The organism is Merdimmobilis hominis, from assembly GCF_016901855.1.
GTDB lineage: Bacteria > Bacillota > Clostridia > Oscillospirales > Ruminococcaceae > Paludihabitans.
Map to the genome: position 1 here is coordinate 64,711 of NZ_JACJKY010000008.1, position 24,724 is coordinate 89,434.

Consider the following 24,724-nt stretch of genomic DNA (forward strand, 5'->3'; position numbering starts at 1 on the left):
TGTGATGCAGCTGTTAAAGTGCCTTTATCACATGCTTCGCTACGCCCTGTACGATCAGTTCTCGAACACGAATTACCTTGTTCCGATATTTACGGCGGTTCTCATATTTGAGGATCGCATAACCGGACTCATCGTCAATTCCATCAAAAGTCTTCAAAGTGTTTTGGTTATCCTCGTCCAGCGCAACAACGATATCGCCAACAGAAGCGGTTGACTGTTTCTTGATGACTACCAGGTCTTTATCTTCAATACCAGCGTCTACCATAGAATCTCCTGAAGCGCGGAGAATATAGAACTCGCCTTTACCAAAGATGGACTCCGGAAGTGTGACATATTCCTCGACATGCTCTTCTTCTGTCTCAGGATCACCACAATGGATAGATCCTACTATAGGAGCAGAGAAGTAGCCGGTAACACACTTATCGATTTGGGGCGTCTCAATAGTGTGTCCGTCGTAAGAAATCATACCTTGCTCATTCATCTCAACCAGGTAGCGATAGGCCGTTGTTTTCGCAATGCCGACTCCTTTAGCAATTTCGCTCACAGAGGGAGAGGACCTCTTGATGCGATAGTAGTCGCTCACATAGGTACAAATCTCTTTCATCAATTCCGGATTCTTAGATCTCATAATCATCTCTCACTTTCTATCAGGAACGCTTCGTTCTCGATAACTTAATTATACCCAGATTTTCGAAAATAACAATAGGGTTCACAAAAATGACAAAAGAGGTGACGCCCATAGGCATCACCTCCGAATGATATTGGGTTTATGCTGAGATTTTTGAATATCGCTCAGAATTTAGGACTTCCATCATAAGAGTATAAGGAGACAACTCTCCACTTGCAACCATAGAGAACAAACGAGGGGTACATCCAGAAACCAAAGCGACACCTTGTTCGTTTTTGGTCACAGGCTGATTGCTGTTCCGGCTTGCAACATTCCAAAAGACAATCTGAGGTAATTTGTATCCATGCTCTGCAAATCTGCGCTTTGCGTTGGCAAAATTTGACAATGATGCATTTCGAACACAGGCGTTGAACTCCATATCCGAAATTAAATACAAAGTCGCAGGAAGCTCTTCCTGGGGAACATTGTTGCGCACAGCCACATCCAAAATCAGATTGAAGACTGCTTCCACATTGGTATCCGCTACCTCGTTGAAGGTGCACAGATACTCCAGCCTCTCGGCAAAGGTCTTGCCTTTGATCTCGATAAGCTGAGGCCGGGAAGAAAACTCGATAAAATGGTTACGGAAGACACCAGCATTACGCTCCCCGAAATACAATCCCAAAGACAGCGCTACAGCCGCCGGAAGCGCGTTGTCATAGCAGTACATAGAGCCAGATGTGTCAACTACTGCCAAAGCATTTCTACCATCACAGAAGTTAGGAAGTGACTCCCAGGACGCATTGAGGGCGGCCTTCTCTCCAGCACTCAAATGGGCATTAAAGCCCCACCGGTTTGCATTCAGCGCAGATCTGACGATCTCATAAGGAGCAAGGTTATCTGCATGCAGCTGCTTTTCGCCACTGCTCACAGCCTCCAAAAACGCATTATAGCGCTCACCGTCATTACGCAGGAAGGCTTTCCGGTATTTGAACATGGCCTTGGAAGGCTGCTTAGAGTAGTCGAAAGAATAGTCCTTCTCGCGGAGATTATTCTCTATGATACGGATCTTCTTTCTCAGCTCTACAAGGGTTTTGCGATATTCTGCATCAGACATTCCGAGATAACGAGCGATACGCTTTGCTTTGCGGACTGTCTCTCCGTTTGATGCATTTACAGACGGAAGCCATTTGGCCAGCAAGGAGACCTCTGAGTCAGACGCAAGGTCGGACTCCAGTTGCTTTCGAATAGTACGCAAAGCATCCTTTTCACATGCCGTTCCGAGCAAAGACACCAAATCGTCATAGCGCCCGAACTCAGGGATCAGCTCGATGTTCTTACGCAGAGACTCAACCCTGTTCTCAGCCAGCCAGTTGATGATAACGCGGAATACGCGACGCTCACCAAGGCCACCGCGAACATCGCGTCCGAAGAACAAAATCTTCATGGCAATATCCGCATCCTCCGCATATGCGCGGACAAAGCGTCTGATGATTTCCTGGTCGTCAGTTGCTCGAATTGCACCGATTGTTGCGAACAAATCCAGACAGTCAGACATTGTGCTTGCGTTGGTAACTGCGCCGTTTTCTGTGTAGGCGATATTAGCCTCATTTTTCAAATGGTTTAACATTTCAATTCCTCCAATCAGACGGCGCAGGAGCGATTATCACTCAGACGCCTTGAAATTATAAATAGGTTTTAGTATTTCAATAACATCGACGGACTCTCTGATAACATCGATAATGTCTTCCAGCGACTTGTAGGCCATCGGCGCTTCGTCGATAGTAGACTCATTTACCGATGTCGTGTAGATACCTTCCATCGTCTTTTTATATGCCTCTAAATCCAGCGTTTCTCTTGCCTTTGTACGAGACATAAGGCGACCGGCACCATGCGGTGCAGAGAGATTCCATTCCGGATTTCCTTTACCATGAGCCAACACACTACCGTCTCGCATGTTAATAGGAATCAAGACAAGCTCTCCGTCATGGGCCGCAATAGAACCCTTGCGAAGAATCATTTCCTTCGTATCAATGTAGTTGTGGATGGTGTGAAAAGAAGAAAGCGCGGTCATCCCGGTCTTCTCCAAAATGATTTCCGCCATTTTTTCACGGCTACGCCTTGCAAATTGCTGACAAATTTCTACATCGTGAAGGTAGTCCTCTAAATAGGTGCCGTACAGATAGCAAAGGTCTGCGGGGATTGTCGGCTCTTTAGCGGCCCATTCTTTCTCCATTGCCTTCAATGCAGCCTGGATCTCAGCTCTACGGCCTTGCTCCTTATATGTACGGATTAACTCATCTCGGCGCTCAAAGTAATCTGCCTTACCGGCATTTAAGTCGATTGCTAAGGACTGATAGAGCTCTGCTACCTGCTTTCCCAGGTTGCGGCTACCAGAATGGATAACCAAATACTTTGTGCCGTCCGAAGCAACATCAATTTCGATAAAATGGTTTCCTCCGCCCAGTGTACCCAAGCTTCTCTCCAAGCGCTTTGCTTGCTTCAGATTTCTATAACAGTGAAGGCCGGTCAGATCAAAACGCTCCATGCGCCCTTTCCAAACATTCCTTCCGCTGGGAATATAATGAGCAGCAGCGTCTACCTTCTCGAAATCAATTTCTACTTTACCCAGTTCCACCGTGTACATTCCGCAGCCAATATCGACGCCGACAATATTCGGTACCACTTTATCGGTGATCGTCATTGTGGTGCCGATAGTGCATCCCTTGCCAGCATGTACATCGGGCATAATCCGTATTTGAGATCCAGCTGTAAACTCATGGTCACACATTCTGCGGATCTGTTCGATAGCTTCGTCCTCTACGACTGTTGCATAACAGATAGCTGTATTTACCTTTCCTTTGATTTCAATCATTGTGCTACTCCTTTCTTTTTAGTAACAAGGCATCACCGGGACTTGAACCCGTAAAATCGTAAGTCAGTGCTTAACGTTCCTGCTCTCGACAGGTGCCAGCTCCGTCAGATCGTACCACTTCATTGCTGTAGATGCCTTTATACAAGACGCACTCTTTTGATACATGTGAGGACTTTCACCCCACCGACTCTTGCCCCGAAAGCAAGCGCCAGTTATCTGGCCAATGTTTCAGTAATATAAGATATGTAATCGCTGTTCGCGTCTTTAACAAATTCAAGGCACCATTTGAAGTGGGATTCGGACCCGCGAACGGTGATTTTTAGCCACCTGCTATAACCACTTAGCTATTCGTCGTTGCTGTTGGTGCCTTTTCAAGATGCAGCCTTTCGGCAAACCATCGCGCAAACTCGTAGAGAAGCGCGTCATAATCGACTTTTGGTTGCTGTATGCATCTTTCCTTACAAGGTGCACTTAACACGGGGTATGAGCCCGGTGGATCAAAAAGTACAATTCTTTTTTCCTAAAGACATTGCTGTTTGCACCTTACGATTATATTATACGAACAGCGAACTGTATTTTCACGGAAAAAAAGCTGCGAACTCACTTGAGTTCACAGCTTTTTTGAGAAATTAACCGTTCTTTTATCAAATTTACGAAGCTTTGTGGCTCCAAAACCTTGATATACGGACCAAATGACAACACACGAATTACAATCTCGGTCTCGTCGTTTTCGTAATATTTTAGGCGAAGGATGTACTTGTCATCGCCTGTGCGTTCTGCTTGCTTCTCAAAATGGGCAAAATGCAACATGGCTCTTTCCAGAGCATTGCGCTGATCCGTTATCAGCAAGGTGAGATCCTTCCGGCGCTCTACCTGCGGTTTCTCGCGCCACGGGCCATACCCATTATAGAAGTCGCAGTTTACAACTCTTCCAAGATTAAATTGCTTAAACTTACACCCGGTCGCCAATATGCGGATCTTGTCGTCCTTTACCGAATACTCAAATCCCTTTGGATAAAAACGGACCCACACTTCCTTCCCGTGACGATTCACCATTGTAATTCGAACAGGTCGATTATTCCGTATAGCGGAAAACATCAGTCTGAAATGCTTTATGTATTTCTCGTCTTCAAAAGGATCTCCATCACTGTATTGGTCGTAGATTTTATAGTCATCCCTTGTGAAGAGTGGCTCAACATCGTCAAGATCAGGAAAATCAACGCCAAACAGTTTAACACGGGGATCTTCTGATATTGCCTTCAACCATCTCTTTTCCAGATTTGTCAGGGGCATTGTGGGCTTGTGCAACAGGGCCGGGGAAAGGTCCTCATTAAGCAACGGCCACTTTCCAGATTTCAGCGCCGGAAGAATGGTCAGAACGCTCTCAGAGAACGCCTCTTCCATAACGCAACGCTGCAAATCCTTCTCGGTTGCCTCTGGATTGAATGCTACCTCAATAATTTTTGCGACCGTATTGTAGTAGACAGAGTATAACTCACTGAATATCATTGTGCGTCACCTCCGTCAATTCCATACATCCGGTACATTTCCTGAATATCAGCTTTGAATTTATTTTCAGCAGTTCGATTTGAGAAGTTCATTCTCGTAATGCGGGAGATGAATGTCCGTATCCAAGGAAGCATCTCCGTCGTATCGAACACCTCTGCAATATACCGGTAATGGTTCTCATCAATTTTTTCAACTCGACCGCAGCGTTTTTCTCTCTCCAGCCGGTGAACAATGAACTGCTCATCGTCTTCGATCTTTATCTCAAACTCGACATGCTCTACATGCTTGATATTCCATTTGCAGTTTACGCCCCACATATGTGCTTCAACCTTGCCAAGCGCGTCACGCAGTGCATCAAACTTTTCACAAATCTCATCTTCAATTCTGATGTTTGACATATAGTCCACACGATAGGAATTCAGTCGATTAGCCTTTTCGTGAAACGCCAGAAGATTCTGCCTTCCATTTTGAGCACTTATGTAGATCTTGAGTGGAACTAACCGAACAGTTCTAACCTCATTTGAATGTTTACCCAAATTATCAATGGTGATGTATCGATGACCACGAATTGCCTCAAACAGTGTAGCCATTACATCGCTATCCATTGCCTGAGTTATGTAGTGGTGCTTAAAGGAGAACAGTTCAGGATGTTCTTGTTGCTTGTCCTGCAAGAACGAGCCGACGACGCCACATGGAGCCACCTCGCTGAAAAAGTCAATCACATCATTCAATGCAGTAATGTCCGTATCCGGAGTTCTGCTGTACAGGACCTTTCGGCCTTCCTTTTCAATTTGAATAATGCCTTCTTCAGCGTATTCCTTGAGTTTTTTTCTCAGTGTTGACTCATCAAAAGTTACGGAGGAGGATAGAAGCTCGTCGATCTCCTCAATTAACTCCGTGAGTGTTTTCTTTATTTCAGGATCATGAAGAATATCAAAAATTGCAAAATGCAGCGTAATATCTCCGTCCGTGAAGCTTTTTGCCTTCCAAGCCTTATAAAAAGGATTTTTTCGGGTTACTCGACTATCAACCGATAAGAAAACATTTTTTCCTTCCGGTGTTTGAGTAAACCGCATGTAATCTCCTAACCAGCTTTCAAGCCTACGGCGCTCGTCATCATAGGAGCGTGCACTTTTAGCGTCATATTCTGTTCTGCTCTTAAAGCCATACACATAAAACTCACGCATATAAGCTCTGACTTTTTCAAAGTTTTTAATGAGTTCGTTATAAGCCATATGACACACTCCTTTCATGATAATCAATTATATATTTTTCTTCATTCTGATTCACGGAAAAAAGATTGCGAAGTATTGTTATTCCACGCACTCTTCCATAAGGGATTCCAAAATTGTCTCTCCAGAAGGCAATGCAAATACTTCTCTCGCAGAAGTTATCTCTTCGAAGCGCGAGCGAAGGAAGTCACGAATAACATTTTCCTGCTCTTCCGCTTTAATGATATTGCCAAATACAGACTTGAAATCTTTTTGAGGAACCTTATCCAGGGCCCCCATCAACTTGTCCATTTCTTCTGCGTCAAGAAGATATTCTCCTATCATGCAGGAAACAACGGCATTGAATAAACGACCAAGAATCTCGACATCGTCTTCGTGGAGAATGTCACCAACGACATCTACCGCTTTTGCTCCAACTACGCCGCCCACAAAGCCGCCAGCGATACCAACAGCAGTACCGACGCCAGGCGCAACAGCCGTTCCTGCGGCTCCTGCAATCTTTGCCGCCGCAATTCCTGCCACAACAGCTCCACCTGCACCACCAGCAATAGACCCAAGTAAAACTGTCATGTTCTTTGTATATTGTGCAGCCGAAATCTTTTTGGATGCAAGATTATATGTCTCAGGAATGGAGAACACAGCAAATGTCAGAGCAGATGTAATTACATTACTTCTTAAAATCTTGGCAAGGTGTTTTGATGCCGCAGCTCCATATATCGCACCTTTTCCAGACAAAGCTCTAATACCATTTACAATCGTTGCGGAAGCCTGGTATCCAAGCTTACCTACAACATACTGACTCGGAGCAAGTAGTGCATTCGCAAGACCAGTTCTGGCGATTTGGGATACAACCATGTGTTGTACAAAGGATATGCCAAACACTTGAATACCTGCAGACATACCTGCTTTTACAGCTTGCTTGATATCTCCAGTCTTACGCCATGTGAGAAAAACTGTCGCTACAAAGGTTATGCCAAAAGCACACGAGCACATGACTGCACCAGTCATTGCATCATATGTTAGAGATTCTATTGTTCCCGGCTTAGTGAGATTTACTGCCTGATTATAAGTCAACCGACCTTTTCGAACAATTTTTCTTGCTTCCTTCGGATCCGTTACACCAGGAACTTTACCTTGCTCTATTTTTCGTTCGAAGCCTTGAAGAACTCGTTCATACTGATCCTTCGGCACCTCAAGCTGCATTGGTTGTCCATCCTTCATATAGCGGTACATACCGTCTTCGGGACGGAAACATGCTTCTAAAGATCCTCGCGCCGAATTATAATATTTCGTTTGAATAAAGATTTCGTTGACTACGCGGTCAGCACCATCTTTTGCATTATCGCGGCCTACGACGGTTGCATCAAGGCCCAAAAAGCGATCAGCTAAAGTGATTGCCTCTTCAGCCATTTCACCATGCCCAGCCGGAGTATTGATACTTGCTTTCTGCTCTACAAAAACTGCAGACTGCGCAGATTGCAAAGCTGCCACACCAGTTGGAACAGTTTTAGCCAAAATTGTTTCGATTTCACCATCACTCATCGAAAACACAGACTCACTCAATTCCAACTCACGCTCTGCAGCTTGCGTCGCAAGTGCACGACAACCTGCAATAAAGTGTTCCGTACATTGCTTTTCCACCATAAGCACACGGTTTTCTTTTGGATTGTTGCTAATGAACCATGCGGGATCGAAATCTTCCCATCTATAATAGAAAAGAACCGATTTGTTTTGCTCCGATGTTTCTTTCTTTTTAGGCTTCTTTTCCCACACGCCTACATTAGTTTTGATAAACACACCCACATCTGTGCAAACGATGCCGCTTGGGCGAAGGTCAAACTCTGCATCAGCCCAAATTATGCGCTGCTCAACTGGAATTGGGAAAAGTTCACGCATACGCTGAATATTTACCTTTGTCAATGCAATGGGTGACTCGCAAAGTGTGCTTAGCATCGTCGGGGCATATGTACCTTGTAATTCGTCAAGGATCACTTCAAGTTCTGCCTTTCGAACTTGAGCTTCGGCGTCCTTCTTTTCTTGTATATCGTCTTTGATTTTCGTTGTTGTCTCAAGCACTGCCGCTTGAGTTTTACCAGCCACCGAAACAGCAGTATCAGCAATAGCTTGCGCCGCATCCACTGTTGCTTTCTTTGCCTTATCAAAGAAATTTGTAAAATCTTTTTTCTCCATAGGATAATCTCCTCTTCGCCGTTGCAATGCTGTCTTGCTTAATACTTCTTAGGAAAGAACTCCTTTCCCAATTGCCATATATATTGGTCAATTTGCTTTAGCGAAAACGGCTCCAATTTGTATTGCTTTTGAAAGCCCTCCAAAATACTTTTGAAACCGGCATAATCCTTCAAATCAGTTTGTGAGAATTCCATAAACCCATCTGTTTTTTGAAAATATCTCAAAACCGCATCTACATATGAATCGTAAATGGGATAATCAACTGGATTGTGGTGGCTACAATACTTTGTGGCAAAGGAATAAAAATTTCGTTGTTTCCCGGATATCTCAATGAACTGTATATCTCGGACCAATGTAACATCTCCCGCCTTTAAGCGCTCGTCAATATCCAAGGACAAAATATGCTTAGCAACGGGATATATTGAAAAAATATTTGTGCTATAAAAATCGTTGAGCGTTGAACACTTCAACAAAACACTTACGATATCATTGTTTTCAGGGCACAGTTCAAAAAACAATTTATTCAAGGCATCCTCTTGCAAGCGATAATTTTCCAAGGTGTCCCATCTTGCAAGATAGCGCCTGACTTCATTCTCACATGGTACCGGTATTTGCTTTGCACTTTTCCTTTTTACGGATGACTTTACTTGGCTCGGCTTGATAGTGGTATCGTTCGGAGATCCCTCATAGATAAATTTCCTAAATCTCCGCAAATGCGATACATATGAACTCACTGAACTGGCAGCAGCAGTCTCAGAAGTCAAGATTGCAGTCAGTTCTTTTTTGCATACAGCCTCAAAATCATCTGATAATACCACTTCCCAAAACGCCTCTTTCCCGCGTTTACGCCAAAGATAAAAGGCATCTGTGCACGCCGTATACCGTGTGTTTTTTGATATATCTAACGACTCCAAATATGCACCATATTTACTTTTGATATCTTCATAAGATAGCGATTTTATTTGTTCAATCATACAATGCGTCTCCAGTTTCGTCTTGGCTTACAATTCACCATGTTTTCTTGAGGTTATATCCAGAAACCTCGTTGAGTTTTTCCCATACCTTAACCATCGCAAAAGTGTCAAGCCCACAATACTTCAATAGATACTTTCTGTATTCCTCAAGTTCCTCTGGAGTCATTGTTGCCATTTTCTTAAATGTTGCAGAAGCCTCGCCTCCGTTATGCACACCTTCCAAGTTATGATAATCCAAAGAAGGATCATCCGGAAACAACGCCGGTAATACATACTTGATAGAATAAGACCCTTGCATCGCCTTGCTATAGTAGTATTTCTTTTGGAACGGAATCATCAAGTCCTGAATGTTATCGTGGATATTCATCAAATGCTCAGCCAGATCCGGATACAACTCTGCCAAGCCCTTGATACGCCCTTTTTCAAATCCCATATTATACGCGGTTGTGCATACATCTAATGGGATGTCCCGACACAGTTGTTCAGCCAAAGCTCTGCGTGGATCTACACCGGGATATGCCAAATGCTCCGTGTGTTTTAATTCTCCACCTTCATGTTCAATATAGTGTAAAGAGTATTGGAAAACAATCTGTTCAAATGGTTTAGAATGATCGTACAAAGGAACAGCCGGTTGGAATGATTCAAAGTCCAAAAAATAAATAGGATAAGAAAGTGTCTCCAAAAACTTTCTTATAGCAACCTGATCTATATATGGAGGATAGTTATACAGTTCATGCTCTATTTGCTTATACTGTCCAGCAGACAGCGCATCGCATGTATTCAAATCCTCAAACGAGATCAATCCTTTTTCGTAGCATTTGAACTTCGTTGATAGTCTTGCTCCAGCCACATCAAAAATATTGGGCTTGGGCAGTTCTCTCGTACAATAACCGAAAAAGCCACACTCATACGGAGAAAAGCAATGTGTACCTATCCCGTCACACGGTTCTTGCTTTTGCTGCATATACTTCTCAAGATTCTTTAGGTTTTGTTCCACATCAGGCTGCAGCGCAAACACATCAGAAGAAATATCTTCAGTATGGAACAGCTTGTGAATATCCAGTTCACCAAATCGTTCGTAATGATTGTCAATATGTACAATACATACACGATTAACTTTATATCCGAGCTTAGTGAGAACATAGCACTGATATGCTGCGTCATCATAGTAGATATCTTTTACTGAAGTCGAACTTTTGACTTCGTAAATTTCCACTTGGTTGTCGCCTTGATTCTTCAAAATATCTACACTGCAGAACAGTCCATTATAGGAGAATGAGGCTTCAGCGATGATTTTCTCACCAGCAGTTATGAGTTCCTTGGTTATTCTGAGCATTTCACCCAAATCGCCAAAAGGCACCTCAACAAAGTCGCCAAAGAGGCCCATAGCTAAATCTCCAACCTCATTACCGGTTTCCAAAATCGCCTCATTCATCACAGAATCATCGAACTCTTCAGGCTTATTCTTTTTCAGCCACAGCATTTTAGGACACTGTACAGCCGAACAGTATTTTGATTTTGAAAGGTACAGTGCCATTATTATTCCTCCGTGTTTCCAAATTGTTTTCTGATTTGTTCCATAAAGTCATCGTGCTCTGCTTGAGAAAGATAACCCTTGCCACGATTATAGATTGTTTGGTAGGCCATCCCTGTAGGGTCTTCAACAATCTCCCACAACGATTTTTCTGTAGGATATAGATACGCAGTGAACTCTTCGTCGTCAACAACTCCACAGTAAACGGGATTCTCTTTTCTCGTAGGCCAATAATAAAGCTTACCATTAGTTAATCCGCAAGGCCCATCATCAGATGGTCCAATATACCTTAGTATTGACCATTCTTCTTTTTGGTTCATTTTCCAAACCATTTCGCGAACCTCGGATAGTTTAGAAACGATTTCAGGATTTTCTGAATTGTCTCTAATCAGACCATCAACAGAGGCAAAATAATCTTCGTAGCTATCGAAGTTATACGGAAACAAACCAACCGAAGAACCAAGCAGCTGTTCTGCTTCATATATCAGTTTTGAAGGATAATCAAAGACTTCACCGCCATCCTTCCTGCAGAGGGGTAATAGATTATATTTTTCGTGTTCTTTTGGTATGTATGGCAATGAAATCACCTCCTAAGCCGATTGTCATTCTTCACTTACACACGAATTTTCTCCGTCCGTCACAGTGCTTTTTGAAAACGGACTAAGATCAATAAATAGTTTTTTCAGCTCTGCCGGATCCTCATATTCACGGAAAATATATTCCAGCAATTCTTCTTGACGAGCTTGTCCCAAGGTTAAACGATACAGCGATAGAATTTTGATTAGTCTCTCATATGAAATACCGTCTTTGCTCATTGGATACATCGGGACAATACGCTCAATCTTTACTTCTTGGTTTTCACCGAAACACCAGAAGGGAACGAGATCCGACTGGCCAGGCTTCTTTTCAGCATGTGCTGCGTCAAACATTTCCGCCCATATATCCGACTCAAAGTCTATATTGCCGTATTTACGGGCAACATTCTGTCGAATTGCTAAGCACTTAAAGCGGTTAATTCGACCTTCTCTTTGTTCCAGATCAATCGGGTTGCTCGGAAGGTTCCAGTGCATAATTTTCCGACAATAATTGTGGAAGTCCAATCCTTCCTGGCCGATAGAGGTAGATGCCAAAACAAACGGCCTCAGCGGACTGTTAAAGGCACCGCGAATGCTATTCTTCCGATCTGCTTTTTTCGCATTGTCACCATCTGTAATGAAGCCGACCGCATAATGAGCACGCATAAGATTGCGCTTGCGCTCTCCATTAACTCGGCTACGGAATGAACTGAAAGTATCAACCTCATAAGATGCCGTATGTATGCGCAGATCGTTCAGCATAATGTTCTGCACTTTACCTGCACGAGTCGCTTCATCCGAAAAGCTTACGCCTTCACGAATCAAGTGCATATATTCATCAAACATAGCCTGGAAGCAACCATCTTTGCAGTACAGCAATACATCCTGCCAATGAGTATTATCGTCCGCTTTCTTTGCATGGTACTGGTCAGCAGCCAGTTCCACAATAGCCGTCGCTTCAGTAGTGTTAAAGTAATTAACGAATACTTTAGCCAAAGAAGTGGCATAGGCTACATTGCCGCCATTAGCACGGTAAATACATACAGCGGGAGATCCCAGCACCATATCTGTCAAAGTGGAAATCAAATCGTCAGGCATTTTGCCAAGTTCGAGATCTTCGCCCAAACCAACAAAATACTTGAGTCTCTCCATGTGCGCAAGGAACGCTTTGTTGCCCCTGTCACTACTAATGGCGTCTTCTACATCACCATCTGTATCATTCATAGATTCCTCAAGCGCCGTGAACCAGGAGGTAACATATGTGCTACCGTCCATAAGCATCGGTGCAAGATAGTACCACTTAGCGTCTTCAGGGCCAGTAGTAGTTTTTTGGAACCTCTTCAATTCATCAACCTTATTACGAAGCTCCGCTTTAATCTGTCGCTCTATGTCTGCCAATGTAAGCTGCGCGTTCATCGTTGCCACAGGGCTATACAAAGCAGCAAGAGTAGCAGAAGGATAAAGCAATGCAAACAAACTCATGCGCTGAGGCTCTCCGCTGGACAGAGTAAACTGTAAGCGGTGATAAGGATAACGATATTTAGCGTTGTAACGCAGATTCTTTCGATCTACATTTTTAGCCTGTTTTCCTAAACGACCAACAGTTCTGCGTTCTGCTTCGTAGGAGATCATGGAACCGATCATTCTCGGAACCATTTCCCATGCAGAGAATACGAGAATCTTTGAAAAATTCTCGCTATTTCTATACGCACCTTGCAGCGCGTAATACGGCTTACTTGGTGGAACCCAAAGATATAACTCGGATCCACCTTCAAAAGCAACTTCCTTCAAGCTCTCTAACCGGGCATTTGTCGCCGGTAATTTCTGATAATCGTTTACACGATTTGGATTCACCCAAAGCAAATCATTTCTGGCTACATCAATTTCATCTGGATGCGCTTTGAAATACTTTTCAATATTCTGCTTGATTTTGTAGCTACGCATAAAGGACATAAGATACGGACAGCTTTTCACATAATCAAGCGGCAAAGAATATCCGGCATCAATCTCTTTGAGCAGATTGCCGGCAGCAAGATAGGATGCAATATCCATCTCGGTTACAACCAATGGGTGTTTTACACTGCTGTCATCCGTGTAGTCGCCAGAATCCATAACAGATATTCTCTCTGTACGACAAACGCCGGAATACATTGCTTCTTCAGCTGTGTTCTTTACCTTAATAATCGCGGTGTTACCGACGCTCATTTCATGTAATGCAATAGAATAGTCGGACCAAACCCGATGGAACTCACCAGTATGCCCCGCAAACAAGAAATCCATAACCTGTAAAAACTCTGCATAGTGTTCATCCACTTGAGCTTCGTCGATTTCTTCCAGTGTTGAATACAGTTTATACGGAGTTGCTGAAAGCAAAAGAATTCTTGTTTCGCCACCACCTAAAAACTTCTGTGCCAGAATACCAGTTTCAGATTCTTGGTTAGAGTTCAGCAGAAATTTGAATCTCTGGAACTCATCCATAATAACGAGATCAGGATTCAACATGCCGGTACTGATCCTGGCAAACATTACACGCAAATTGTTCAGAATTACGCCGTCTCTATACGGTGAGGTTCCAGAGGAACGCTTTGATAAATGCTCCACTAAAATCTCTAAGATTGGCCGTTCACGATCATATTCATATATTTTCTCTATAACCGATGCGGGATATGTGCCGTGTGTTTTGTTGGAACAAGCGGCAACTTTACCCTCATACCAGTCTTTAGCCCAGCCCGTCCAGGCTCCCTCAGCAAAATAAATAAGCAGCTGCTCAAGCTCATCTTTGTATTCTGCTATTTCAGGAATGCGAGTTAGGATTGCATACATCAGTGCTCTCTCACTGACAGTACCGCCGCCATTAGTCATCTGGAAGGAGGTGCCTGGAGTTAGCGGAATGAGCTGAATAAAACCATCGCGCAATGATTCGTCAGATTCCTGCTCGGCAATTTTAAGGTGAAGCATCGACAAACGAGTATCGGAAACACCCTCAATTCTTGCTGTCGTGGAAACCTTCAGCTTTTGAATATTCTGATTAGCGATACTGGTATTGGAACAAATATACACAACCTTTAACAGGTCATCGCCTTCTTCTAATCTTACACGGGCAGTCTTAACGATTGCGCCTCTTGCAATCAAGGTTTTACCCATGCCGACTTCGTCCGCAATCAGCACACGGTTTTGACCATTACGGAACAGATAATCAATGCGTTCAACGGTTTTTCGTTGGAAGTCCTTCAGACCGTGCATGGTCATGGCTTCAACTGTATCTATATTGAACTTTGCCATTTCGGACCTCCTTATTTCAGTCTTAGCGTCTTTTTGAATGTAGCGTATAAATCACGGAATTCATCAGGAACAATATCTTCTTTTGTAATCATCTGAAGGAGATATCCAAGTTCTCCGATTTTCTCCGGTTCCTCCAGCGCTGTCTTCAGCATTTTCTCATACAATGCTGGCAAGCTTTCGTGGCCACTGTTCCAGCTTCCTGCTCCAGCCAGGGTTCTTTCTTCCATCAAGGAAAGCAAATAACTGTCTCCAAGAACAAATGCGACATACTCAACAAAGGTTCTCTTATCTTTGACCACGCTATTTACAACGGCGTTTTCTCGTTCTTCCGGGATGCCTGTGGTCGGAACCATCACAATGCGTTCTACCGCCATATCCTCAGATTCCACCCGCACCATATAGAACTCTGATACTTGCAGAATATCCAACTGCGGGAAAACCATAGTGTTTTCAATTCGCATAGGAACATTGCGTCTAAACGGCGTAATAGTGATGGCTTCGTCTGGAATATGTCCACCGATCTCCAAAGAAACATCATACTTACCATCACGCTCAGTCACGACGGCTTTCATCGGCAAACGACAGATCGCCTTAACGACTTGCTCCAAATGATTAGTTGTTTCTTGTGCCGGATCTGGCAATGCTTCTTTCGGAGAAGAAAGCTCGAACGGGTTCTGAGGATTATCTGCCTTGCCGCAGAACAAATCCTGCAGGAACATATCGCTGTTATAATATCTATTCTTTGTGCGGAGACGGATCATCATCTCCACATTTTTATTTACTGCGGAATAAGTAGCATTCATTGATCCCAAATAAAGATCAACATCACTGTACTTTTTGCGAAGAAAGATTTTTGCGTGAATGTCTTGCTTTTGTTTTTCAACAGCTTCATCTGACACGGCCTCTTCGCCATCTACAATGTCGTCTTTCAGTGTGTACACCTGAAAACGGCTGCACTGCTCTGCAGTAAACTTTGACAATTCAGATTTACGAGTAATCAGGGTTCGTGTTGTGCCGGTCAACGAATGCTCAGGTTTGTTCCAATATTCAATAAGGCTTCCAGACACAAATGGTGAAAAGACCACCAACTCATGAAAACTATAATCTGCTATCCACTGCTTCTGGCAAAGCAAAGGATCTTTATTCATATCGTAAGCGCCAGAGCCGATCCCCAGCGGCATAATTTCAAAATCATCACCAAATTCTTTGCTATCAGTTGAGAAAGAAACTCCATCCAAAGACTCACACAGTCTGCGTAGAGCACTTCGTTTTGCTCTGGCATTCTGTATGGTAGGCTTAACCTGATTGCGCAAGAATTCCAAGTGTTCAATAATAGGTTGTGTTTTCTTCGCAGTTTTGGCCGTCTTAGAGCTATCCATTGAAAAGCTCACATCCCAGCTGCGGTCAAAAGTTAAGTTGCGACTTAACACAGCAAAACGGTAGCAATATTCACCCTCAGCATTCACATACTGAAGAATCCAGGTCTTCGAATGAAATGCCGGATAATGGTTTATACCTCTGGCTTTAGGTAAGGCAATAGGCACAATCATTTTTTCCAGCATCAAACTTAGTGCATTTGGAGCACCGGGCATCTTTATTTGCCCAGCCTCACAGAAAATCAGCACCTTTTCAGATACTTTCTGAAGTGCGTTTAACATGCTTACGGGATTTTGAAGCAAGGCACTATCCGTGTCCTCAGCAAGTCCAAGTGAAAGACACACTGTAGTAAGTGCTTCAAGATCCAAGGAATATGTTGTACCAACTGCAAAGTTCAGCGTATATCCTTCTGGAGGGAGGAGGATATTGCCGTAATTCACACGACTTCTCGTATCGTTTGTCTTAAACATGAGAGCCCTCCTCTCCATGATAAATGTCAGTAATAATGCGTTTAGCGCTAAATAGTCTATAATCAAGATAACGCCCACCAATCCAGGTGTCGTTTGCATAATCGTCGCGTCTGCAAAGTTTTGCTCTGCTGCGCGTCTTGATCTCCACTTCACGGTCCACCAAAGCCTTATCTGCTGCTTCTAAGTCGCCGGCCAGCAAAGCATTTTTGAATGTAGTTAAAAACCGGCGCAAGCGGAAGTTAGTAATGTTCAAAACGCGCAAGACTTCATCTATATCGACCGATATCATATAGGCCATATTTTCTTCGATGAACTCCCATTCTGCTACAGCATCATCGTTCTGGCCGTTAGACAGAATATGGTTATAGCGAACACGAGCAACATATACAAGTCTATTGAAGTCACAGGCAATCTTCATTTTTTTGCTGAGCTCTGCAGGTGTTTCTTCCTTCAAGTCTTCATAAACAGCCTCAAACGAATCGTACTTCGTTACATCAATGTTGTTTTTCAAAAGATATCCCAACAAGGAGTCCGCAACACTCGTCTCAATCATCTTTCTTAGAAAGGCAGCCTCAGAGGCCGTCAAATAGATCGACAAATTTTCTCTCCAGTCAGTATAATAATCGTCCGGTACAGAGAACAACTGCGTTGCTACATCGCGTCCTGCGTCAGCATCATCACGCTCCGAATCCGTTGTGTCGTCGCCTTTGTTACCAAGTGCAGAGGTTTTCTTTTGTGCTTGCAATACGATAGACGCCTTCAACAATTCCGGAATCGTAAGATCCTGAGTGCAAATGCCATATGTACGAATGCCGTTCCAGTAAATGTTCGAAGGTTTTCTCGCCACCCAGCCTTTCGGCAACACGCGACGCCCAATGATACCTTCTTCTGTAGGACAGTTTTGCATCAACCGAATACCGCAGTCTTTTTCTTCCTGATCTATTCGGCGAAGAATTCTGCTCATATCATTACCATACTGTCCCTCAGTAGCTTCCTTCAGGACATAGGGAACAATAAGGAAATACTTAGCAATAGTCTGAACGGTAGAGGTTCCTGGGAAAAACATATTTGCAAAAGCGTCACGAATCAGCCCGATGCCAATTTCGTCCACTGCGCCTTGTTCCTGCAGTAGGTTCATTACATCGAGAACTTTCTCTCTATCTTCCTTCGAAAAGTCCACCCATCCTAATTGCATAATGATACTCCTTATTGCTTAATTTCCCTTATTCGACATCTTGCATGCCCATTTTTTCACGCAAATCGCCAAGACTTTTATCGTATTGCGCTTGTGATATTGCATGTCGCTCTAAAAACATATCCAATGTTCGCTTCTGCCGCAAGAACAACTCTCGTTTCTTTTCTTCAGGAGATAAGTTCTCCCACACAGTTATCTCGTTCATCTTTAGATTTCCTTTAACAGAGCGCTTATTCCTGAACCAGTCTGGATTTCATCTTCTCAACTAAATCAAATATTTCTCTATCAAGCACCCAAGGCTCTGTAAAAGCATTGATTACAATGCCGCTAACATTCTTTTCGTTATTTCTGGCGAGTGCGATTACTTCGAGAAAATGTTTTTGTACTTTAGAAAAGTGTTGGCCATATTCGCCCATATCCTCAGTGGTAATAAAGGCCGGGAAGAAGAACTGGTCGCCATTTTGCAGAATGTCAGGAATCATTCGGATGTTATCCTGGTTTGACAATTCAATGCCAACCAAAGAATCCAAATTTCCGTCCGCTTTATCAATCAAATCAGCGAAGGCTTTCTGATCCAGCTCACTAAGAACTGCATTGCAAGGAACCCACACAAAGCTGTCGCGCAGGATCTCCATAATTTGAATCAGACCTTGTTCCGTTCGTTCTGCATTAAAGGCAGCAATAGCTTCTCTCAGCATAGAACCGTCTTCCAAGTCTTCCGGTTTCAAAAGCTGGCTTGGATTCATGTCAGAATAGCAAATGATTTTCTCGTCTTCAGTTTTCTCAACGAAGAAAGCTATTTTCTCTCCTTGATGGTAATCAAAATTCTGATTCGGTTCGTTGAGCAAAACACCCATGATCCAATGCTCACCAAGGCCAATAATACGAGACCAGCAGAGTTCGGGATTTAGTCCGTCTCTCATAAGATAAACCTGAACATCGTCGGGGTAGTGAGGATGACGGCAATCATCCAAAAATCCCATTTCTCGCGTCTTTTCAATTTCCTCGTCTACATTGTATGTATCGAGCATTTCAAGTTTCTTGGAATATCGATTGCTAAGACTATTATCACTGTCATCGAATAAAGCAAACTCTTCATCCTCTACAGCACCTACACGAATAAAGAATCGTGTATCCTCAGACGGATCAAAGAATTTGAATCTTTCCTCACACTCAACACCTGCAGCAAGTACCTCAAGCGTTAATCCCGCTTCGTGATCGATATATCCATATACAAGCATGCAAGTTGCATCGTCCACATTGGGATAGCCTTCCATAGCTTTTCTAAATTTATCATTCAGTGGAAATGCTGCGAAATTCTTATATAGGGCTCTAAACCCTGTCTCTTGATATTTCATAATTCTCCTCCTTTACTCCAGACCTGTAACAGCAGCTCTGAGCATCTCGGAATACTTTTCTTTTACATTTTCAGGTCCTTTGATTTTCACCTTTCCGCCAAAACCGAACACCCAACTATAAAAGACATGGCTCACCGCAATGTTGACCACTGCTCTAAAAGAAGTCATATCATTGGCATAAGTGGTTACATCCTCGCCAAAACGGTCAATGATTGAATCCATAACCTCATTGTCACAAATAAGTTCCACTTCTTCATGTTCGCTGTTGAACATATGGAAAGTGGTATTGATATACTTATCGATGTCAAATCCTTCCGGCGCAGGAGTTCCTTCTTCTTTGAGAATAACCGGACACTTTGCAATGCGATCCACGCGGAAGCTACCCAAGCGTTGCTTATACTCATAGACACCCACCATGTAATAGCAATCACCATTCCAAACGAGGTGCAACGGAGTAATAACATACGGCTCGCCGTTTCTCTTAATCTTCTTTTCTTTCCGAACATTGTACTGGAAATACTGGAAGGAGATTTGCTTGTTCGTATTTATCGCTTCGTTAATCGCATCGATAATAAGGTAAATTCTTTCATTACCGGGTTTAATTCGTCCTTCACAACTGACATTTCGTTTCAGAGATGATGCAACATGGTTGCTGGCAAGGGAGCTGATCTTCTCAACCAGCTCCTTGCTTTTACTCGCTGTGATAAACTTTGATGATTCCACTGCATCAATTAGAAGTTTCAGCTCCGGAGCATCGAAGCGTCTACCAAAAAGATTATATCTGTTCTGAGTAGATTTAACTTCTTCGATCTCCAAGCCAAACAGACGCAACAGCTCAATTTCTGCTTTTATCGTTTGACGATGAGATTTAATTCCATACTGCTCCTCTAAAATTTGTATCAGCTGGGCAGTAGTAAGAAAGTGATCCTCATCTGTCTGTTCATATAAAATTTTAGCAAGATACAACGGTCTTAATTTTGCGTCGTTGTCCATTGTCTCACCTCATTTCGCCATAGTTAACATCAATAATACTGTTCTACATACTGGTATGCTTTATCAAAGACTTCACGGTCTTTAATCTTATACTTGACAGAGACAACACTTCGCAGAGCCTTTTTGACTTCTTTGCGGCCAGCAACGGTATCTTGCCAACCATCAAAACGAACAATGCGTACAATGTCATCAATATCTTTTACAATGCGTTCAACGATAATCGGAGTGTTGGAGTTTTTGACGCCATTGAACAGCTCAGTAAGAGCAGCTTTGCCTCTGTCAACTTCAGCTACAGGAACAACTTCTTTTTCAGCCTTTACAGCATCATGAGCCAATTCAAGCAAATGCTTCAGGAACTCTATGCTGGTAATAAGGCCTTGTTCGTGTTTCTCACGCAGTTCTTCCAGACGCTCACCAAGCTTGATGAAACGGGGATCGTCGGTGTGTGTAAGAATACGAGCAACGAGATCAATTTCAATCTTCTTGGCTTTCTTCTGTGCTCCTTCGCGTCCCTGGATGAAATCATCAATCAAATCGGCATCCAGTTCCAGAATATCGCGATCAGAAGCTTCGTGAACATCTTCTACCGTAATATTTTCGTGAACGAGTTCCATCGTCTTTGCGCCGACAGACGCCCAAATCAACTGACCTCTGTTGTCTACAGGACGAATGGACTCATACACCTTAGACAACCAACGGTAGTCATAACGGTATTCATCCAGGAACGGATCCGGCGACAGCGCATTAAATGCTCGGTTTACAACACGATAATGTGCACCGAATTCGTCCTTTTCTTTATTTGTCGGCAAGCATTGTTGTGCCGCCATAAGGCCTTCCCAGCCTTCGACAGTACGGTCAACGCCAATGAAGTATTCTAAGCACTTATTCATCAGTGCCGGGAACTTTCTCTTGACTTCCTCGATATTAGAGATAACCTTCTGAATACTCTTCTCGTCAAAGTCCAAAGCTCTTGCAACATCATCGAAGATACCAATATAGTCAACGATAAGACCGTTGTTCTTGTCGTGACCATAAACACGGTTAGTACGACAGATAGCCTGCAGAAGAGTGTGATCCTTCATAGGCTTATCCAAATACATTACCTGGAGAATAGGTGCGTCAAAACCAGTCAACAGCTTAGAAGTAACAATAACCAGCTTCAGCGGATGACGAGGATCGCGGAAGTTATCAAGCACTTTTGCTTCTTCGTCACGGTCGCGTCTCCACTCTCTGTAGCGGTCTTCTTTATCATTGTTTGTATCCATAACGATAGTCGTTGCATATTCGCCAAGATACTTATCCAGCTCTCTCTTATAAAGCAAGCAGCACTCTCTATCGTAGCAAACAACCTGACCCTTGAATCCATTCGGATCAATCTTTGTGAGGAAATGATTTGCAATATGAGCGCAGACTTTAGCAATACGCTCCGGAGACTTCATAATAGCCTCCATACGAACGCGACGAGCCACATCGGATCTTTCTTCTCTTGTCAGCCCAGCTTCACGAGCCATTCGATCAAAGGCCTCGTCAACTACATCCTGATTGACATGCAGGTCAACCGGAACCGGTTCGAAGTTCAAAGGCAAAGTTGCTCCATCGCGGATTGAATCAGCGAAGGAATATCTGCTCATATATCCAGACGCATCAGACAGAGAGCCGAATGTACGGAAGGTATTCTTATCAAGCTTGTTGATAGGCGTACCGGTCAAACCAAAGAAAAACGCATTTGGCAGAGCTTTACGCATCTTCTCGCCAAGATCACCTTCCTGAGTACGGTGTGCTTCGTCCACCATAAGGATAATGTTATCGCGAGAATTCAGAACACCCTCAACCTCACCAAATTTGAAAATGGTAGTAATGAGGATCTTACGCATATCCGCCTTAAAGAACTCAATGAGTTCTTCTTTAGAACCAGCCTTGGCCAGGTTAGGAATATCCGAAGCGTTAAATGTTGCAGTAATCTGCGTTTCAAGGTCGATACGATCATCAACGATAACTACCGTAGGAGCCTTTAGTTCCGGCATCATTCTCAGTTTTTGCGCAGCAAATACCATCAGCAGTGATTTACCGGAGCCCTGGAAGTGCCAGATCAAGCCTTGTTTGTTTTTACCTTCCAACACACGCTGCACAATTGCGTTAGCACCTTCAAACTGCTGATAACGGCAAATAATCTTATACTTTCTATGCTTTTTGTCCGTAGCAAACAAAGTGAAGAAGCGGAAGATATCCATAATAATCTCCGGTTTCATCATGTCTGTGATAGACTCCTGAACCTGAGCCATTGTGCCTTCGGACTTGTGTTCTTCAGTATGCCAAGGACCCCAAACGGTAAGAGGCGCGTTTACAGAGCTATATCTAAAGCATTTGCCTTCAGAAGCGAAATTGAAAACATTCGTTACGAACATCTGAGGAATGCTCTTTTCATAAGCAAGGATATCGCCAGCACCATCCATCCAAGAAATAGCTTCACGCACCGGTGTTTTCAGCTCACCAATAGCAATAGGGAAGCCATTTATAAGCAGCACAATATCCAGTCGCTTACCACCTTCGGCTTTAGGGTAAACCCACTGGTTTGTAACAACATATTCGTTTAACGCCAATCTTTCAGGCGTAAGAGAGCCAAAGAAGTCGATGGAAACACTTCTACCGTTTTCTCCAAACGGGAAAGAGTTGTTTTCAAACACCAGCTTCTTGAACTCTTCATTGGCCGCAATCAGGTTATTAGCCTGGGCGGACAGAATAAGAGTGCGCAGCTTATAAATAACCTCATCTGCTCTGGACGGGTCTTCTGCGATCACCGGGTTAAGACGGATAAGTGCGTCCTTTACCATAGATTCGACCATGACATCGGAATGCTGTCTCGGCAGCTGTTCCGCCGGGATATACTTCCATCCATTCTTGGCAATCGTTTGATATACCATTATTTCAAAATCGGCTTCTGTAAACATATACATACCTCCTGATTATATTTACTTGTTAATTTTGATTTATCGCTCTGTTCAATAAACCTTGCAAATTGCTTTTGTTCGTCCAACGACGGTAGCACAACAGGGATTTCTTTCATCTTTCCTTGAGTTAGTTTCAACCGTGTTGAACCAGACACATATGGTCTCATATCCAAAATTCTAAAGAATGCGTTTGCATAGTGGAGATCACAATTGTCATTAGGAATTATTACATGAGCATGATTATTTACCCAACATTTTCCCTGAACAATATAAGAACTTGGCTCTCCAGGGCCATAAGCTCCACAGTCTTCTGCTAAACACAATGCCGTGCAATCCATCAAGTATTGATTTATTGTATCCACCTGACCGTTTGCGCCGTAATAAGGATAGGTTGCACCATCGTGCATTTCGGCGCGGACTGCATCGTTGATTGGTTTTCTCAAGTCATCTCTAATCGTAAAGGCTACTTCAAACGGTACTGTGTCTCGTGAGGAATTTGGATCGCCAAACATCTCGATAAATTGCGATTTCACCAAGTCGTCAGTACGCTGAATCAAGGATTTATAGGCATTTTTGGCCTTTATCGCTGCCCAAACAAGCGGTGTGATCCTGCGTTGCTCCTCGATTGTCGGGATGTTAAAAGTCAAATCTTTTAGATCTTTCCAATTGACTGTAGGAGACAGAGATCCAACAGAGATTCTAATTGCTTCATTCAAAAAGTAGTCCGAACTAATAAACAGCGGGAAGTATTCCTTAGTGATTACTTCCTCTCTTGGCCGCAGCACCATTCCGTGCGCAGAGAAGATTCCGTCGAAGGGAGCGATGCCAACTTTTTTCTGATAAGCTCTTCTCTTGCCAAAAAGGACATCTCCTTTTTTCATGAGAAGCTTCTCACCAATAGGAGCGACCTCAGAGCCCCAACGAGAAACTGTCAGTGTACCGGAGTCTAAATGTTCCAGGCCAATATAAGTCTCTTTATCTGCCTCTGTCGGCTTCTTTTTTTCAGTGCTGTTAATAGCTATTTCAGTAAAACGATACTTAGGCATAAACAGCACCTCCAATTCGTCTTCTCAGCCCGATAAATTGCGATTTGAAACGACAAATTTTGATTTATCGCTCTGTTCGACAAATGCAACAAACTCATCCTGTTGCGCCCTTGGTGGGTTAAAAATGAGAGTCTTATTTGCAGTGTCAATGGTGTAGGTTCCGACTGTTGTGCCGCCGGCCTTTGCATCGATTTGCTCACGAATAAACGGCATTTTATAACACTCCAAGACAAAGCGTGAATTGATCTCACCTCTATTATGGAAGCATAGGGTATTGCCGTCTTTGTAATAAAAACGATCTCCTTCGCGCACTAAATAGCATATACCAAGGGTTCCAACGCCTGTGACCATAATATCACCGGGGACTGGAGTTCCGTACTTCTGAGAATACTCATCGTACATTGCCTGTGAAATGAATAGTTCATTATCAACATATCCTTGCTCTGCAAGCTTTACTATTTCGCGAGCTCGGTAGAATGGAATTCCTTCACTCAACCAATCTTTTTGAAAAACGCGCTTGCTGGATCCCACTTCAAATAATGAAGAAATCGGCACAATT

At 43.3% G+C, this 24,724-nt stretch carries 18 protein-coding genes; all 18 read right to left on the reverse strand.

The features are described from left to right. Positions 1-13: 13 nt before the first annotated feature. Positions 14-544 carry a LexA family protein gene (locus tag H6A12_RS06620; RefSeq protein ID WP_430623630.1) on the reverse strand — a complete coding sequence of 177 codons (531 nt, stop codon included), beginning with the start codon at positions 542-544 and terminating at the stop codon, positions 14-16. Between the two features lie 223 nt (positions 545-767). Further along, positions 768-2,237, reverse strand: a complete 1,470-nt coding sequence (locus H6A12_RS06625; protein ID WP_204446119.1) for a DUF2828 family protein — start codon at positions 2,235-2,237, stop codon at positions 768-770. A 36-nt stretch (positions 2,238-2,273) separates the two neighbouring features. Then, on the reverse strand, positions 2,274-3,482 hold the full coding sequence (locus H6A12_RS06630) for an RtcB family protein (protein WP_204446121.1): 1,209 nt from the start codon (positions 3,480-3,482) through the stop codon (positions 2,274-2,276). 600 nt (positions 3,483-4,082) lie between these two features. Further along, positions 4,083-4,991 carry a WYL domain-containing protein gene (locus H6A12_RS06635; protein WP_204446123.1) on the reverse strand — a complete coding sequence of 303 codons (909 nt, stop codon included), beginning with the start codon at positions 4,989-4,991 and terminating at the stop codon, positions 4,083-4,085. After that, positions 4,988-6,226: a WYL domain-containing protein gene (locus tag H6A12_RS06640; protein ID WP_204446125.1), complete on the reverse strand. Its 1,239-nt coding sequence runs from the start codon at positions 6,224-6,226 to the stop codon at positions 4,988-4,990. Before H6A12_RS06640 ends, H6A12_RS06635 begins: the two co-directional genes overlap by 4 nt. Positions 6,227-6,304: 78 nt before the next feature. Continuing rightward, positions 6,305-8,413: a hypothetical protein gene (locus H6A12_RS06645; protein ID WP_204446127.1), complete on the reverse strand. Its 2,109-nt coding sequence runs from the start codon at positions 8,411-8,413 to the stop codon at positions 6,305-6,307. Between the two features lie 38 nt (positions 8,414-8,451). Next, on the reverse strand, positions 8,452-9,387 hold the full coding sequence (locus H6A12_RS06650) for a hypothetical protein (RefSeq protein ID WP_204446129.1): 936 nt from the start codon (positions 9,385-9,387) through the stop codon (positions 8,452-8,454). 34 nt (positions 9,388-9,421) lie between these two features. Continuing rightward, positions 9,422-10,924, reverse strand: coding sequence for a DUF2779 domain-containing protein (locus H6A12_RS06655; RefSeq protein WP_207753195.1), 1,503 nt, complete (start codon positions 10,922-10,924; stop codon positions 9,422-9,424). 2 nt (positions 10,925-10,926) lie between these two features. Further along, positions 10,927-11,499, reverse strand: a complete 573-nt coding sequence (locus H6A12_RS06660) for a hypothetical protein (protein WP_204446132.1) — start codon at positions 11,497-11,499, stop codon at positions 10,927-10,929. Between the two features lie 24 nt (positions 11,500-11,523). After that, complete coding sequence (locus tag H6A12_RS06665) at positions 11,524-14,778, reverse strand: C-terminal helicase domain-containing protein (protein ID WP_204446135.1); 3,255 nt, start codon at positions 14,776-14,778, stop codon at positions 11,524-11,526. An 11-nt stretch (positions 14,779-14,789) separates the two neighbouring features. Continuing rightward, on the reverse strand, positions 14,790-16,625 hold the full coding sequence (locus tag H6A12_RS06670; protein ID WP_204446137.1) for a phospholipase D family protein: 1,836 nt from the start codon (positions 16,623-16,625) through the stop codon (positions 14,790-14,792). Beyond that, positions 16,618-17,820, reverse strand: coding sequence for a DUF6361 family protein (locus H6A12_RS06675; RefSeq protein ID WP_204446140.1), 1,203 nt, complete (start codon positions 17,818-17,820; stop codon positions 16,618-16,620). Before H6A12_RS06675 ends, H6A12_RS06670 begins: the two co-directional genes overlap by 8 nt. A 28-nt stretch (positions 17,821-17,848) precedes the next feature. After that, entirely contained in the window at positions 17,849-18,025 is a 177-nt protein-coding gene (locus H6A12_RS06680) for a hypothetical protein (protein ID WP_204446142.1), read from the reverse strand. Positions 18,026-18,050: 25 nt separating this feature from the next. After that, the gene (locus H6A12_RS06685; protein ID WP_204446144.1) at positions 18,051-19,178 is read right to left on the reverse strand and encodes an SseB family protein; all 1,128 of its coding nucleotides are present in this window, start codon (positions 19,176-19,178) and stop codon (positions 18,051-18,053) included. Between the two features lie 12 nt (positions 19,179-19,190). After that, entirely contained in the window at positions 19,191-20,171 is a 981-nt protein-coding gene (locus H6A12_RS06690; RefSeq protein ID WP_204446147.1) for a helix-turn-helix transcriptional regulator, read from the reverse strand. Between the two features lie 29 nt (positions 20,172-20,200). Then, positions 20,201-23,119 (reverse strand): type I restriction endonuclease subunit R, encoded by a 2,919-nt coding sequence (locus H6A12_RS06695; protein WP_243415338.1) that lies wholly within the window; start codon positions 23,117-23,119, stop codon positions 20,201-20,203. Further along, the gene (locus tag H6A12_RS06700) at positions 23,092-24,165 is read right to left on the reverse strand and encodes a restriction endonuclease subunit S (RefSeq protein WP_204446152.1); all 1,074 of its coding nucleotides are present in this window, start codon (positions 24,163-24,165) and stop codon (positions 23,092-23,094) included. Before H6A12_RS06700 ends, H6A12_RS06695 begins: the two co-directional genes overlap by 28 nt. A gap of 24 nt (positions 24,166-24,189) precedes the next feature. Beyond that, positions 24,190-24,720 carry a hypothetical protein gene (locus H6A12_RS06705; protein ID WP_204446154.1) on the reverse strand — a complete coding sequence of 177 codons (531 nt, stop codon included), beginning with the start codon at positions 24,718-24,720 and terminating at the stop codon, positions 24,190-24,192. Between the last annotated feature and the right edge of the window lie 4 nt (positions 24,721-24,724).

Excerpts from the sequence above, each read along its gene's own strand:
- H6A12_RS06635 (WP_204446123.1), bottom strand. The coding sequence starts at position 4,991 with ATGATATTCAGTGAGTTATACTCTGTCTACTACAATACGGTCGCAAAA.
- H6A12_RS06655 (WP_207753195.1), bottom strand. The coding sequence starts at position 10,924 with ATGGCACTGTACCTTTCAAAATCAAAATACTGTTCGGCTGTACAGTGT.
- H6A12_RS06695 (WP_243415338.1), bottom strand. The coding sequence starts at position 23,119 with ATGTTTACAGAAGCCGATTTTGAAATAATGGTATATCAAACGATTGCC.
- H6A12_RS06640 (WP_204446125.1), bottom strand. The coding sequence starts at position 6,226 with ATGGCTTATAACGAACTCATTAAAAACTTTGAAAAAGTCAGAGCTTAT.
- H6A12_RS06630 (WP_204446121.1), bottom strand. The coding sequence starts at position 3,482 with ATGATTGAAATCAAAGGAAAGGTAAATACAGCTATCTGTTATGCAACA.
- H6A12_RS06665 (WP_204446135.1), bottom strand. The coding sequence starts at position 14,778 with ATGGCAAAGTTCAATATAGATACAGTTGAAGCCATGACCATGCACGGT.
- H6A12_RS06650 (WP_204446129.1), bottom strand. The coding sequence starts at position 9,387 with ATGATTGAACAAATAAAATCGCTATCTTATGAAGATATCAAAAGTAAA.
- H6A12_RS06645 (WP_204446127.1), bottom strand. The coding sequence starts at position 8,413 with ATGGAGAAAAAAGATTTTACAAATTTCTTTGATAAGGCAAAGAAAGCA.
- H6A12_RS06670 (WP_204446137.1), bottom strand. The coding sequence starts at position 16,625 with ATGTTTAAGACAAACGATACGAGAAGTCGTGTGAATTACGGCAATATC.
- H6A12_RS06685 (WP_204446144.1), bottom strand. The coding sequence starts at position 19,178 with ATGAAATATCAAGAGACAGGGTTTAGAGCCCTATATAAGAATTTCGCA.
- H6A12_RS06690 (WP_204446147.1), bottom strand. The coding sequence starts at position 20,171 with ATGGACAACGACGCAAAATTAAGACCGTTGTATCTTGCTAAAATTTTA.
- H6A12_RS06675 (WP_204446140.1), bottom strand. The coding sequence starts at position 17,820 with ATGCAATTAGGATGGGTGGACTTTTCGAAGGAAGATAGAGAGAAAGTT.
- H6A12_RS06625 (WP_204446119.1), bottom strand. The coding sequence starts at position 2,237 with ATGTTAAACCATTTGAAAAATGAGGCTAATATCGCCTACACAGAAAAC.
- H6A12_RS06700 (WP_204446152.1), bottom strand. The coding sequence starts at position 24,165 with ATGCCTAAGTATCGTTTTACTGAAATAGCTATTAACAGCACTGAAAAA.
- H6A12_RS06680 (WP_204446142.1), bottom strand. The coding sequence starts at position 18,025 with ATGAACGAGATAACTGTGTGGGAGAACTTATCTCCTGAAGAAAAGAAA.